The organism is Agrobacterium sp. 16-2014-1-2a, from assembly GCF_053522705.1.
The window spans coordinates 41768-55097 of the sequence record NZ_JBNWBX010000009.1 but is presented as its reverse complement, the minus strand read 5'-3'; the positions used below and the strand labels follow the sequence as shown (position 1 = coordinate 55097).

At 58.2% G+C, this 13330-nt stretch carries 13 protein-coding genes; 1 reads left to right on the top strand and 12 read right to left on the bottom strand.

Annotated elements, in window-relative coordinates:
• Window positions 1-40: 40 nt before the first annotated feature.
• From ACQZ45_RS22115 to ACQZ45_RS22100, 4 genes are all read right to left on the bottom strand, one after another.
• Complete coding sequence (locus tag ACQZ45_RS22115) at window positions 41-955, bottom strand: ABC transporter substrate-binding protein (protein WP_003518329.1); 915 nt, start codon at window positions 953-955, stop codon at window positions 41-43.
• A 61-nt stretch (window positions 956-1016) separates the two neighbouring features.
• Complete coding sequence (locus ACQZ45_RS22110; protein WP_003518330.1) at window positions 1017-1694, bottom strand: ABC transporter permease; 678 nt, start codon at window positions 1692-1694, stop codon at window positions 1017-1019.
• On the bottom strand, window positions 1691-2341 hold the full coding sequence (locus tag ACQZ45_RS22105; RefSeq protein WP_019566836.1) for an ABC transporter permease: 651 nt from the start codon (window positions 2339-2341) through the stop codon (window positions 1691-1693). Before ACQZ45_RS22105 ends, ACQZ45_RS22110 begins: the two co-directional genes overlap by 4 nt.
• Window positions 2338-3450: an ABC transporter ATP-binding protein gene (locus tag ACQZ45_RS22100; protein WP_019566835.1), complete on the bottom strand. Its 1113-nt coding sequence runs from the start codon at window positions 3448-3450 to the stop codon at window positions 2338-2340. The genes ACQZ45_RS22105 and ACQZ45_RS22100 overlap by 4 nt, the downstream gene beginning before the upstream one ends.
• 503 nt (window positions 3451-3953) lie before the next feature.
• On the opposite strand from ACQZ45_RS22100, the gene ACQZ45_RS22095 reads away from it, so the two are divergent.
• A complete protein-coding gene (locus ACQZ45_RS22095) occupies window positions 3954-4157 on the top strand; it encodes a cold-shock protein (RefSeq protein ID WP_003518333.1) in 204 nt (67 codons plus the stop codon).
• Window positions 4158-4218: 61 nt separating this feature from the next.
• On the opposite strand, the gene ACQZ45_RS22090 is transcribed toward ACQZ45_RS22095, so the two are convergent.
• The 8 genes from ACQZ45_RS22090 to paoA form a co-directional block, all read right to left on the bottom strand.
• Window positions 4219-5976 (bottom strand): putative bifunctional diguanylate cyclase/phosphodiesterase, encoded by a 1758-nt coding sequence (locus ACQZ45_RS22090; protein ID WP_333711310.1) that lies wholly within the window; start codon window positions 5974-5976, stop codon window positions 4219-4221.
• Between the two features lie 66 nt (window positions 5977-6042).
• Entirely contained in the window at window positions 6043-7029 is a 987-nt protein-coding gene (locus ACQZ45_RS22085; protein ID WP_333711311.1) for a GlxA family transcriptional regulator, read from the bottom strand.
• A 299-nt stretch (window positions 7030-7328) separates the two neighbouring features.
• On the bottom strand, window positions 7329-7634 hold the full coding sequence (locus tag ACQZ45_RS22080; RefSeq protein ID WP_060642898.1) for a putative quinol monooxygenase: 306 nt from the start codon (window positions 7632-7634) through the stop codon (window positions 7329-7331).
• Between the two features lie 139 nt (window positions 7635-7773).
• Window positions 7774-8367: a nucleotidyltransferase family protein gene (locus ACQZ45_RS22075; protein ID WP_441360827.1), complete on the bottom strand. Its 594-nt coding sequence runs from the start codon at window positions 8365-8367 to the stop codon at window positions 7774-7776.
• A gap of 44 nt (window positions 8368-8411) precedes the next feature.
• A complete protein-coding gene (locus ACQZ45_RS22070) occupies window positions 8412-9371 on the bottom strand; it encodes an XdhC family protein (protein WP_025595155.1) in 960 nt (319 codons plus the stop codon).
• Window positions 9361-11559: an aldehyde oxidoreductase molybdenum-binding subunit PaoC gene (gene paoC, locus ACQZ45_RS22065; protein ID WP_025595156.1), complete on the bottom strand. Its 2199-nt coding sequence runs from the start codon at window positions 11557-11559 to the stop codon at window positions 9361-9363. The genes ACQZ45_RS22070 and paoC overlap by 11 nt, the downstream gene beginning before the upstream one ends.
• Before the next feature lie 5 nt (window positions 11560-11564).
• Window positions 11565-12515, bottom strand: a complete 951-nt coding sequence (locus ACQZ45_RS22060) for an FAD binding domain-containing protein (RefSeq protein WP_013762176.1) — start codon at window positions 12513-12515, stop codon at window positions 11565-11567.
• Window positions 12512-13150: an aldehyde dehydrogenase iron-sulfur subunit PaoA gene (paoA, locus tag ACQZ45_RS22055; RefSeq protein ID WP_035202503.1), complete on the bottom strand. Its 639-nt coding sequence runs from the start codon at window positions 13148-13150 to the stop codon at window positions 12512-12514. The genes ACQZ45_RS22060 and paoA overlap by 4 nt, the downstream gene beginning before the upstream one ends.
• Window positions 13151-13330 lie beyond the last annotated feature (180 nt).

Here is a 13330-nt window from a genome sequence, read left to right as displayed (position 1 = left end):
GGCAAAGGGCGGGGCAATGCCACGCCCTTTGCCGATGGATTCAGTTCAATTTGTGTTCGGCCAGCCAGTCGCCCGCCACGACATCGAAACTGTCGTGATTGGCCAGACGACCGTTCATAACGACGAGATCTTTCGTCGTCAGGGCGGCAGAAACAGCATCGAGAGTGCTTGTCACAACGTCGCTAACTTTCGGTGTGGCAATCACTGGTACGATGTTCTGGGCGGGAAAGAGGTTCTTGACGTCTTCAAGCACGATGAGATCGTTTGCAGCGATGGCCGGATCGGTCGAGAACAGGTTTGCAGCATGGACCTGACCGTTGATGAGTGCCGAAAGGGTCAGCGGGCCACCGACGTCAAGCGATTTGAACGACTGGAACTCGAGGCCATAAAGTTCCTTCAGACCGATAATGCCTTCCTTGCGCGTTTTCCATTCCGGTGGACCGCCAAGTACGAGCTGCGAGGCTACGGGTGCGAGATCGGCAATCGTCTTCAGCTTGTATTTGTCAGCGGTCGCGCGCGTCACAGCCACGCTATCGGAATCCTGTGCTGCGGAGGGTGTCAGCATCGAGACGCCTTTCGGCAGAGCCGCCTTGAGCGCTGCGGCCACATCGCTTGGCGAATGGGCCGTGGCGTTCTTGTCGAGATAGCTCAGCGTCGCACCAGCATACTCCGGCAACAGATCGATTGATCCGTCGAGCAACGCAGGGATATAGACTTCGCGGCTACCGATGCTCAACTTCGTTTCGACGGCAACACCCTTGGCGGCAAGGGCCTTGGCGTAGATCGTCGCCAGAAGCTGGCTTTCGGGGAAGTCGGCGGAACCGACGATGATTGTCGTCGTATCGGTTCGCGGAGTGGCTGGCGCGGCCAGCGGATTGCTTTGCGCCAATGCCGAAGCAGCGGAAAGTGCCATGAGCGCAAATGCGCTGGCGGCAGTGATGATCCTGAATGCCATGCGAGCTTCTCCTTTATGTTGAAACAGTCGTGGAATAGAAAACCCGGTTATTTTAGAACCTCTAACGCTTCGCTCGACGCGTCAGCCCTGGTGATACGGTGACCCTCGATATGACGCCGATGATCAGATCCACGGTCAGGGCCAACGCACCGACGAGAACGGCACCTGCGGCCATCTGATAATAATCGTTCTGCGCCCGCCCATCGATGATCAGGCGACCGAGACCACCAAGAGAAACATAAGCGGCGATGGTTGCGGTCGAGATGATCTGAAGCGTGGCGCTGCGCAGACCGGAAAAGATCAATGGCAGAGCGCAGGGCAGTTCCACATCGAACAGAATATCGAGCGGACGTTTCCCCATGCCTCTTGCAGCGTCCACCGCAGCGGGATCCACCGCCGCGATACCGGCGTAACTGCCAGTCATGATCGGCGGCACGGCCAGAAGCACGAGCACGATAAGGCTGGGTACGATAAAAGCCATATCGGATGCGAAAACGGGGCCAAAAACAATCACAAGAAGTGCGATCAGGCCGAGGCTTGGAAGGGAGCGCAGCGCATTTGCAAGACCCGCGATGAAGACGACACCGCGTCCCGTGTGTCCCACATAAAGCCCAACCGGCAAGCCAATCAGACAGGCGAGGAAAAGGGCCGCAAAGCTATAAGCCAGATGCTGACCGACGAGAACGATGACACCATCACTCCCTGTCCAGTGAGCTGGATCGCTAAACCATTCGATCATCGCGCCGCACTCCCAGGCTGCCACGGCGTCAGGCGGCGTGAAATGAACAGAACAAGCCCGTCCAGCAAGGCTGCGAGCAGCACGCAGAGTACGATGCCTGCTATGATCGGCGTCAGGAACCGCAGCTGAAGCCCCTGCGTGAAGAGCAGACCAAGTTGCGGCGTTCCAACCAGTGCCGCTACGGAAACGATGCTGACATTGGAAACCACGGCCACACGCAATCCGGCGGCAATCACAGGAACGGCGAGCGGTAGCTCCACCATCACCAGACGCGCAACCTGTCTGTAGCCCATGGCATTCGCCGCCTGGAGGACGTCTGGCGAAACCGATTCCAAACCATCGTTCACTGTTCGCACCAGAAGCGCCAACGCGTAGATCGTCAGCGCGACGACGACGTTTAGCGGATCGAGTATACGGGTGCCGAGCACCAGCGGCAGCAGGACGAACAGCGCAAGCGACGGAATTGTGTAAAGAAGTCCGGCAACCCCCAGCAGGGTCGACCGGAATAAACCGGCCCGCTGCGCAATCCAACCGAGCGGCAGGGCAAGAAGCAGGCCGATCACCACCGGGATGACCGAAAGGCCGAGATGCCAGATGAAAAGCTCGAAAATCCGCCCGGATTCCCGGTAGAGCCAATCAAACCTCATGGCTGACCTCCGAAGCGACCGACCCGCGCGGCTTCGATGGCTTTGGCGACATCAGAGAGTGTGACGGTGCCGACAAGCTGGCCCGTTGACCCTACGATGACCCCGCGGCCGGAGGGCGAACTCAACGCTGCATCGAGCACATGGCGCAAACTGCTGCCTTCCGGCGCCAGCGTACCGCTGAGATTGAGATCTCCCTCACGCAGTGGCTGCCTGAGACCCTGCGCATCGGCCCATCCGATGGGACGATGTTCGGCGTCAGTCACCAGAACCCAGCGATCCGTTGCAACGCCACGAAGGCTGTCCGGTGTTGCGCCGAGCAAGGCTGTCGGCTCCGCACCGAGAGGGACTGCTCCGTCAAATTCGGCAAAACTCAGGAAGCGATACCCTCTGTCCCGGCCGATAAAGTCCGCCACGAAGGCATCTGCCGGGCGCGCCAGCAATTCCTCTGGAGTGGCGATCTGCGCAAGCGTTCCGCCAGCACGCAAAACAGCAACCTGATCGCCAAGCTTCAACGCTTCGTCAATATCATGCGTCACCATGATGATGGTCTTGCCAATCTCACGCTGCAAGCGAAGAAATTCGTCCTGCAACTGTGTACGAACGACGGGATCGACAGCACTGAAGGGTTCGTCCATCAGCATGAATTTGGGATCGGAAGCGAGTGCACGTGCAACACCGACGCGTTGCTGCTGGCCACCCGAAAGCTGCCACGGATAGCGATCGGCAAAGGCGGCGGTCAGTCCTACACGCTCAAGCAACTCATGCGCCGTGCGCAGTGCTTTTTCCTTCGGCGCTCCGTTTAGCCGCGCAGTGGTCGCTATGTTCTGAACAACGGTGCGATGGGGGAAAAGCCCGGCATGCTGGATGACATAACCGATACGACGACGCAGCAGTGCCACGTCCATGCCATCTGTCGGTTCGCCGTCAAGAAGGATCGACCCGGACGATTGTACGATCAACCTGTTGATCATCCGCAAGGATGTGGTTTTGCCGCAACCCGAAGGGCCGACGAACACGGTCAGTTTGCCGTTTGGCGCCGTCAGGGACAAACCGTTTACGGCAGTAGCCGCGCCCGCATATTGCTTGGTGACGTTGTCGAAGACGATCATGCAAATCTCTCCTGCGCTTTGTCTGCGCCTTCAGGCTCGGCAACTGTGATGACTGCCTAGGTTGTCTATACAAGCACGCAAATAGCGTATCCGCAAGATAGATCGATGAAAATATCCGCAACCCTGCAAATGACTAAACTTTAAGCATTTTGACCGCTATAGAGACGCTATATGCACATAGAGCAAGCGATCTCGGCGGCCGGAACTCTCTACGCCTTCAAACTGCGCTGCTTTGCCGATCAAGATCAGGCCCGCTCAACGCGACAAATTTGTCCATAAGCAACTCGTTGCTTCAATTTTTGTGCGCGGGAGCAGAATGGAAATACGAATTAATTCGTGCTGAAATTCAACAGATCGCGTGCTGATCGTGACTGAGACCGCAAAACAGGCGTTTTTGAAAGCCACTCATCCACGGCGACTTGTCTCGAGAAGGCCATAAAGCCTTGTGGCCACCGCCATCGAACAATAGTATTACCGCGTCGTATTCAATTAACGAGGATAACATGGCAACAGGTACCGTCAAATTTTTCGCACAGGACAAGGGCTTCGGCTTCATCACACCGGACAACGGCGGCCCGGACGTCTTCGTCCACATCTCCGCCGTAGGGTTTGGTGGTTCTCTTCAGGATGGCCAGAAGGTCAGCTACGATGTGGGACAGGACCGCAAGACTGGAAAGTCCAAGGCCGAGAACGTCAGCCTCATCTGATCAGCGTCTCTTGGCTCCGCGATTACTCGCGGGGCCAAATCGGTCCTTACTCCCGCTGACGTTAGGCTGTCTCCATCCCGTCGCTCCCAATCCGTGCCAAGTCGGCTGCAAAAACTTCGGCGTCGATGGGACGGCCGAAAAGGTAGCCTTGGCCGACCGGACAGCCCATTTCGCGAAGCATTTTGCGCTGGGCCTCGGTCTCCACGCCTTCTGCAACCACAGTTAACCCAAGGGCGCGTCCAAGATCGATAACGGCCTGGACGATCACCCTTCTGGACGGCCTCGTTGCGAGTTCGCTGATAAAGGTGCGGTCTATCTTGATCTCGGTAACCGGAAAGGTTTCGAGCGATCGCAGGTTCGAATAGCCCGTGCCGAAGTCATCGACGGAAAGGCCGACGCCGCTCTGTCGCAGCCGCTGAAAGGCGTCCATCACGCCGGGTGTATCGCTGAGGAACATACTTTCGGTGATCTCAAGCGTCAACCATGCCGGGTCGGCCTTGGTCAGACACAGGACCCGATACAGCATTTCGGCCATGTCATGCTGCAGGAACTCCCCGGCGGATACATTCACCGCAAAGCGCAAAGCCTTGCCGCGATGCGCGTTAATGCCCCGTGCATAAGCCGCGACGGTCGTCAGACTTCGTTCGGTCAGATCAAGCAGCAGACCTGATCGCTCGGCAGTCTCAACGAAACTTCCGGGGAGCTGGCTGCCAAACAGAGGATGATTCCAGCGTATCAGAGCTTCCGCACCCACCCACTCGCCGGTTGCAAGGTCTACCTGGGGTTGGAAGTGATACACAAATTCGTCATTCGCGACCGCGACCTTCAATTCGCGAGTCATTCGCACGCGTCGGCTTGCCTGTTCGTGATCCGAGTCTCGAAACCGTCGCGGACCACCCAGAGGGGCGGACTTGGCGGCCCACAGGGCGATGCCGGCATTGCGGATCAGCGAAATGGGTCTCGCCCGAGGCTGGCCCACCGCATAGCCGATGGCGAAACGCAGTGAGACACTTGCACCTGGCACGACGAAGTCTGCGGCAAGCGAAGCGGATACCGCTGCCACGATAGTATCCGCACTTGATCCATCCGTGAGCTCAAAAGCCAAAGCGAACTCATTGGCGCCCATGCGTCCCACCTGGGCAGCTCCCACGTCCCGCAGCCGCCGCCCGGTTTCATAAAGCAGGGCATCCCCGACTTCGAAACCGTATCCCGTGTTGAAATCGTGAAAACCGATCACATCCAGCTTCACGACCAAGGGCGTCGCTTTGGCATTGGTTGCGAAACGCTCCTCGGTAGCCAGGATAAATGCTTGACGGTTCAGGCAACCCGTGGTCGCGTCGAGGTTCGCGACACGATCCAGCGCGGTGTGCGCCTGGCGAATCGCCGAGACGTCGCGCAGTATGCCGACGTAAAATAGTTCTTCGCCCACCCAGGCAGGCCGGAGACTGAGACTGTTCCAGAACGCCGACCCGTCCTTTCGATAGTTACGCAGCGTTGAGTCCAGAGGCTCCGCCGCCTCGATCGCAGCGCGAATGTGGACGACCTCTTGTTGGTCGCGCTCGTTGCCCTGCAAATAGCGGCAATCTTTCCCGACGACCTCGTTCCGAGCGTAGCCAGTCAGATGCTCGAAGGCCTTATTGACATAGAGCAAAGGCGAATTGGCGCCCAAACGCTGTGCGATCGCGATCCCATCGGTTAGTTCTTCGACCAGCGTCGCAATAATTGGCCTGATAGCGTCGGAGCTGAGAAGCGCGTTGTTCGACATGACCGGCGCGGGCTGCATGGGGTGCGACTGCATGCGTTTTTCGAATTCTTCCATGACACGAACCATGGACGGCGAACACAGACGGGGCAACCCGCAGCAGAGGCGGTTCCAGGACAAGCGTCAGCCGTTTTCGGACAAACTGATTCTCGCGCCATCGCCAGACGTCCGAAAGCGATCACGGTAGTCGGACGGCGTCACTCCAGCGCGCGAAACAAAGGCACGGCGCATCGCGCGTGTCGATCCAAAACCACTTCTCGCTGCCACCAATGCGATTGGCAGGCGGCTCCCCTCCAAAAGGAAGCGCGCAACGTCGATACGGGTCCGGTCGACATAGTCTGATGGCGATATACCGACCTCCTGCGAAAAAACACGCGTAAAGTTCCGCACACTCATGGCCGCGATCTTCGCCAAGGCGCTGACAGAGAGGTCCGCCGCCGGATGGTTCAGAACATATTGCTGGACGTTGTGTAGACGGCTGCGGTCGATAGCCTGTGCCGCCAGATGCACGCTGAACTGCGACTGATCGCCTGGTCGCTTCAGAAACACGACGAGCCGGCGAGCAACGTAGAGCGCAATCTCCCGGCCCAAGTCCTCCTCGACGAGGGAAAGGCCGAGATCTATAGCCGCGCTGGAACCGGCCGACGTGATCATCGCGCCATCACGCACAAAAACCCGGTCGCTTTCCACCCGCGTCTCGGGGAAGCGCTCGGCCAACAGTGACGCGAACTGCCAGTGCGTCGTGACACGCCGGTCTTTTAGTAGACCTGCCTCGCCAAGCACGAATGCCCCTGTGCAGACGGAGCCATAGCGTCGCGCCTGAGCCGCGATTTTAACAATCCAGTCGACAACACGCCCGCCCGGACTTTGCGGAACTCCGACGCTCCCGGCCACAAGCAATGTATCGGGGCTCCCAAGGTACGCATCGAAAGCGCAGTCGGTCAGGATTTTTAGCCCCGATGCACAGCGGATCGTACCCTCGTGCCCTGCCAAGACAGCAACTTCGTAGAATAACTTTTCAACACGGGCATTTGCTTCGGCAAACACGTCCATTAGCCCTGCAAGCTCGAGAGAATGCACGTCCTTTGGAACGAAGATCACGATCCGCATGAGAGTATCTTTCCCTGCACAAAGGACTCAAAGCTCTCAACGAGGATCTAAGCGCCGACGCCGGTCTATGTGGCGACGGTTGCAAAATGCTGAAGGTCCGTCAAAGTCAAAGGTATTAGCTCGAAGCGGCGGAAGAACTCTGCACGCGCTGACTTTGTTCGAACTGCCGACCACTAACGGAGGCTTTTATGATTGCTACCGCAACCCCAGCCGCCCGCTATTGGTCAACGAGATATTATCTCATTTTGTTGCCGATCTGAGCCCATCTGTTCGACATTGTGAGGGCCGAATAGTCTGGGCTATGAACGCTTTTCGGCGAGGATAGACAGCATGTGTATCTGCGGCGGCTTGGCGAACAGGTCCCCTGCCTCTGCCTTCGCCATCAAGGCTGCAGCGACTTGGCCATTTAAGTGCGCATCCCTACCGTCCTCATCGTCGAACGTATCGAAGATTGCAAACGAACTTGGGCCTCCCTGTATCGCGTACCAGGAAATCGTGCCGGGCTCTGCATTGACCAGCGGTATGGCTGATCGCAGAAACTCGGCGACCTCCTGTTCCTTGCCGGGCATTGCCTCGAGCGGAACGTAAAGCGCGAATTTGGTCATGACCACCTCCATGGGCACATCATTGTGCCGCAACTGAAGTAACGCGTTAAGCACGACAAATGTTCGGTGATGGACAATAAAAAGGGGTGTCGATGTAAAAAAAGCGATCCACGCCTCTGCACACATGAGGTTTCGATGATCAGTCGATTTCTGGATGGCCACCTAAAGCAACGAGCTGCTCTGTGTTGTCTATGTCCACCTTGGCGCTTTCGCCGATCTCTATGTCGATGACGTCGAGACCAGATTGGGTGATTATCTTGCGCGCGCCGCTGTCGCCTATAAGCTCCATGAGCTGCGGGAATGCGGCGCGAGGAAAGACAACCGGGTTTCCCGGATTTCCTTCGCACACCGCGCGGATAATCGCCTTTCCGTTTCTCTCCGCAAAAGCGCCGATTAGTGCGTCAATATCCGCAGGTTCAAGCAACGGCATATCCGCAAGCATGATCATAATCCCGTCGGGAGCTTGCAACGCGGCGCGCTGGACGCCGAGCACGATCGAGCTTGCCATTCCGTCACTGAAGTTGGAGTTTCTCGCGATGATCAGGTCGAGCCCTGCAATTTCGGCCTCGACGTCCGAGCTTCGGTATCCGGTCACAACAACCACAGAACGACTGCCGGCCCCAAGCGCTGCCAATGCGGCCCGACGAACGAGGCTGGTTTCCCGAAAACGCGCAAGAAGCTTGTGCCCGGCACCCGCCATCCTGCTCGATCGTCCAGCGGCCAGGACAACCACGGCAACTGAAACTCGTCTATCTCCTGCCGCTTCCACACCGAACCTCACGCATAGAGGGACAAGCGGCTCGCCGCGATGTCGGCAAGGATGGACAGGGCAAGGGAGTTCGCATCGCGGGTTGGCCCGAAAAGCCCGATCGGTGCCCTTATCCGATCAGTATCTGCCCGGGAGAAACCGGAGCTGACAAGGAAATCGACCCGTCTACGGTGTGTACGGGTGCTCCCCAAGGCGCCGATGTAGAATGCGGGTGACCGTAACGCGGCTTGCAGAACGGCCTGCTCCGCATCAAGGTCGTGGTGGAGAAGAACAACAGCGGTGTACTGATCGATATCGGGCACAACTTTTTCGTTCGCTGTGCAGGCCACCACGTCGTAGCCGGAGGATTGGGCTATATCAGCGGCCCTCTCGGCCTCTATACTTTGACCGGAAATCACGATACGCGTGCGCGGCCGATAGACCGTGAAAAAGCGGTCGTCGGCGTAACCGGCCCGCGATGGCGGCTCGACGATCTCGAGCTGTTGGGTCTGCCTCGTGTAGCACAGGCCCGTGGTCCGGCGCTGATGAAGCTGTTCAAGAACGCCGCTCAACATCTCGGTATTTTGCAGCACGTGGATCGACACGGTAATCCCACCGCCGCACGGCAGGGCAATATCGAAAAAGGGGGAGCCTAATCCGAACTTCACCTCCCTATCTCTGTTCTCGCCCATTGCGTCGAGCGCCTCGGAAGCGACCGCTGCCTCGATGCAGCCCCCAGACACATAACCACAAAAACGACCATCGGCCGCAATGGCGACATGGGAGCCAAGCGCGCGCGCCGCTCCCCCGCGAATTTCGACAAGGGTGGCAAGTGCCACCCTGCCCTTTGCAAGCTCCCTTATCGCAAAGCCAAATATTTCTTCCGTATCATCGGTGAGCAACGACCTGACCGGCGTCGGCTTTGTCGCAGCTTGGATATCCTCCTGAGGACAGATATCCGTGAGGGCGGCGATGTCGTCATGCAACATCCGGCAGCCCGCCTATGATCTTGTCGAGCGTCACAGGATAGTGACGCACCCTCACCCCGGTGGCATTGTAGATTGCGTTGGCGACAGCTGCAGAAACCCCGCAGAGACCAAGCTCGCCAACGCCCTTGGCCTTCATCGGCGACGACATGGGGTCTGCTTCGTCCATGAAAATCACTTCCTGATGAGGAATGTCGGCATGCACCGGAACTTCGTAGCCAGCCAGATCGTGGTTGACGAAGAAGCCTTGCTTCGTATCGACCGCCAACTCCTCTGATAGCGCTCCACCCACACCCATTGTCATGGCACCAATGACCTGGCTGCGCGCTGTTATCGGGTTCAGGATCCGTCCGGCCGCACAGACGGCCAGCATGCGTCGAATGCGCGTTTCACCAGTTGCCACGTCAACGCCGACTTCCACGAAGTGGGCACCGAACGTTGACTGTTGATGGGCTTCGGAAAGATCGCCCCATTCCATTCCATCCTCGCCAACAAGGCCGTTTGGCGCAGCCGCGTCCGTAAGCGCTACCGAACGGTTTCCAGATCGAACCTGTCCGTTCTCGAACACGACGTCATCAGTGTTAAAGCCGAGTTTCTGCGCCACCGCCTCACGAAGCTTCACGCAGGCTGCGTAGACGCCGGAGGTAGAACAGTTCGCGCCGAACTGCCCGCCCGACCCCGCCGAAACCGGAAAGCGGGAATCGCCCAGCTGGACGGCTACTCGATCGACCGGCAGGCCCAGCATCTCAGCTGCTGTTTGTGCGATGATGGTATAGCTGCCGGTCCCGATATCGGTCATATCTGTTTCAACCGTTGCAATGCCGTCCACGCCGAGCCGAACCCTTGCTGCGGATGGGAGGAGAAGATTGTTGCGCAAAGCGGCTGCGACACCAGATCCGATCAGCCAGTTTCCTTCTCGTCGGGAACCCGGCTTGCCGCGCTGGTTCCAGCCAAACCGTTCCGCGCCGAGTTTGAGACAGCCGACCAGGTTCCTTTGGGTAAAAGCGCGCTCGGGCTTCTCAGGGTCGACCTGAGTGTCGTTGAGTATCCGAAACTCGACCGGATCGACGCCCACCTTTTCGGCTATCTCGTCTATGGCGATCTCGAGGGCCATCAACCCCGGCGCTTCGCCGGGCGCCCGCATCGCATTGCCTTCTGGCAAGTGAAGCGTGGCCAGTCTCATGGCAGTCATCCGGTTCTCACCCGCGTAGAGCAGTCGTGTCTGATTGACAGCCGTTTCCAGCTGGCCCCCAGGCTGGTCACCCGACCAGCTTTCGTGAGCAATCGCGGTGATTTTGCCGTCCTGTGTCGCTCCAATGCGAATACGCTGGATCGTCGCCGGCCGATGCGTCGTGTTGTTGGCTATGAACGGACGGGGAAGCGCGACCTTGACCGGACGTCCAGTAGCCTTTGCTGCAAAGGCAGCGAGCACCGCGTCGGCCCGCAAGAAAAGCTTACCCCCGAAACCCCCACCTATGAATGGCGACATCAAATGGATATTGTCCTTGTCGATACCAAGTGTAGTCGCCAGATCGGATCGCCACCAATCAATCATCTGGCTGGACGTCCAAACGGTCAGTTTATCGCCATGCCACGCAGCGATGGACGCATGGGGCTCCATCATGGAATGTGACTGATCTGGAGTGGTATAACTTTCGTCGAGAGTGACCGGTGCGCTCTTGAAGGCTCCCTCGAAGTCACCGACTGCCGTGTCGGGCTGCTGCTTCTCGTCGGGCTTGACCGCACTGTCCTTGGCCTTCTTGAGATCGAAGCTCCCGAGCGCGGTTTCATATTCTACTGTCACAAGCGAAGCTGCGGCGCGCGCCTGCTCGAAGGTTTCTGCGACGACCACTGCCACCGCCTGGTGATAGTGCTGGACTTCATCGCCACCAAAAAGATTGGCTGTGTTGAATTTACCCTTCTCGCGCTTGCCCACGTCCAAGGTGGTGACAACCGTCAAAACGCCGGGGGACCGCTTTGCGGCGTCGGTCGATATCGACCGGATACGGCCCTTCGCAATCGCGGCACCGACCGGATACCCGTAGGCGTAAGGAATATTCGGATCATGCCATTCGTAGGCATACATTGCTCGGCCCGTCGTTTTCTCTTGGCCGTCAATGCGGGGGATAGGCTGACCGACGACTTTCATCCGGTCGATGGGATTGTTGATTGCAGGTGTGTCGAATTTCATGGTCGTTATCCCCTTGCCTCTGCGATCACCGCACCGATCGTTCGTTCCACGAGGGTTATCTTGAAGCGATTTTGCTCCGTCGGGCGAGCGTCGCCGAGAAGTGCCGCACTTGCGGCTTTTGCACCGCTCTTCAGCTCCTGGTCACCTGAGCCTGTTCGCCAGGGCTTGTGAGCGACGCCACCTACAGCCACGCGGCCGGTGCCATCCGGCTGGATCACCGCAGCGACGGATACGAGCGCAAACGCGTAGGAGGCCCGATCGCGCACCTTGCGATAGATATGCTTGCCCCCAATTGGCTTCGGCAGCGTGACCGCAGTTATGAACTCGCCCGGCTCCAGGACCGTCTCGATGTGTGGGGTATCGCCGGGAAGCCTGTGAAAGTCTGCGATCGGGATTGCGCGGCTACGACCGTCGCCATTGACCGTTTCGACGGTTGCGTCGAGCGCCCTCATCGCAACAGCCATGTCGCTGGGATGGGTGGCGATACAGGATTCGCTGCTTCCGACGACTGCATGCTGTCGCGAAAAACCGCCAAGGGCCGAACATCCGCTTCCCGGCTGCCGCTTGTTGCACGGTTGGTTGGTGTCATAGAAATACGGACAGCGCGTGCGCTGGAGGAGATTGCCCGCGGTGGTGGCCTTGTTTCGCAGTTGACCAGACGCCCCGGCGACCAGGGCGCGGGTAAGCAAACCATAGTCGCGACGGACAGTCTCGTCGCTTGCCAGATCGGTATTGCGTACCAGAGCCCCTATGCGCAGACCGCCATCAGGGGTGGTTTCGATCTTGTCGAGACCAACTCCGTTGATGTCGATGAGATGCGCCGGGTGCTCGATCTCCAGCTTCATCAAGTCCAGGATATTTGTCCCGCCGGCGATGAATTTGGATTCCGGATTGGCTGCTGCCGCTTTCGCTGCCGCCTGAGCCGTTGTGGCTCGCTCGTATGTGAAGGCTCTCATGCTTCGATCCCCCCGACTTCGGCAATTGCATCGAGAATGTTCGAGTAGGCGCCGCATCGACAGATGTTTCCGCTCATTCGTTCCCGAACTTCTGCCGCGGTGACTTCCACCTTTGCGGAAATGTCTGCAGTGGCGTGGCTTGGGATGTTCGACTTGATTTCCTCCAAGACCGCCACGGAGGAACAGATTTGTCCGGGAGTACAGTAACCACACTGAAAACCGTCGTGTTTGATGAATGCGGCTTGCATGGGATGCAGGTTTCCAGGTTGCCCGAGGCCCTCGATGGTGGTGACCTCGTCACCGTCGTGCATCACAGCCAACGTCAGGCACGAATTGATCCGGCGTCCATCCACCATCACGGTACAAGCGCCGCACTGTCCGTGATCGCAGCCTTTCTTTGTGCCGGTTAGATGAAGGTGCTCGCGCAAGGCGTCGAGCAAGCTCGTGCGATTGTCGAGTTCGAGATCATGCATCTCGCCGTTCACTTTGAAGGAAACACTCGTCTTGAAATTCATTTCTTCCCCCGAGGACTTTGCTGCGGCTCCTTTTGCCGCAACTCCCGTGACAGCAATTGCCGCCGCCGAGGAAACAAGTAAGTCCCGCCGCGAAAGTTCCAAATGTGAGTGATCTCTCATCTCCAGCTCCATTCGTTGTTGATGGCCTGGCGCATTCGGAGAAACGCCATATCTCAACATAGGGAAGCAAAAGAAGATGATTAGATGCGCCTTTTCGCTAACACTTATTAGCGAGGCTCATAAATCGGCATAAGCGATCCATGGGGCAGCCACAGTAAGCCGCCCACTGTCACCCAGGCT

What these genes read in the sequence shown, in the direction of transcription:
- ACQZ45_RS22105 (WP_019566836.1), bottom strand. Translation starts at nt 2,341, where the DNA reads ATGAGGTTTGATTGGCTCTACCGGGAATCCGGGCGGATTTTCGAGCTT.
- ACQZ45_RS22070 (WP_025595155.1), bottom strand. Translation starts at nt 9,371, where the DNA reads ATGTTGCATGACGACATCGCCGCCCTCACGGATATCTGTCCTCAGGAG.
- ACQZ45_RS22085 (WP_333711311.1), bottom strand. Translation starts at nt 7,029, where the DNA reads ATGCGGATCGTGATCTTCGTTCCAAAGGACGTGCATTCTCTCGAGCTT.
- paoA (WP_035202503.1), bottom strand. Translation starts at nt 13,150, where the DNA reads ATGAGAGATCACTCACATTTGGAACTTTCGCGGCGGGACTTACTTGTT.
- ACQZ45_RS22115 (WP_003518329.1), bottom strand. Translation starts at nt 955, where the DNA reads ATGGCATTCAGGATCATCACTGCCGCCAGCGCATTTGCGCTCATGGCA.
- ACQZ45_RS22080 (WP_060642898.1), bottom strand. Translation starts at nt 7,634, where the DNA reads ATGACCAAATTCGCGCTTTACGTTCCGCTCGAGGCAATGCCCGGCAAG.
- ACQZ45_RS22100 (WP_019566835.1), bottom strand. Translation starts at nt 3,450, where the DNA reads ATGATCGTCTTCGACAACGTCACCAAGCAATATGCGGGCGCGGCTACT.
- ACQZ45_RS22095 (WP_003518333.1), top strand. Translation starts at nt 3,954, where the DNA reads ATGGCAACAGGTACCGTCAAATTTTTCGCACAGGACAAGGGCTTCGGC.
- ACQZ45_RS22110 (WP_003518330.1), bottom strand. Translation starts at nt 1,694, where the DNA reads ATGATCGAATGGTTTAGCGATCCAGCTCACTGGACAGGGAGTGATGGT.
- paoC (WP_025595156.1), bottom strand. Translation starts at nt 11,559, where the DNA reads ATGAAATTCGACACACCTGCAATCAACAATCCCATCGACCGGATGAAA.
- ACQZ45_RS22060 (WP_013762176.1), bottom strand. Translation starts at nt 12,515, where the DNA reads ATGAGAGCCTTCACATACGAGCGAGCCACAACGGCTCAGGCGGCAGCG.
- ACQZ45_RS22090 (WP_333711310.1), bottom strand. Translation starts at nt 5,976, where the DNA reads ATGGAAGAATTCGAAAAACGCATGCAGTCGCACCCCATGCAGCCCGCG.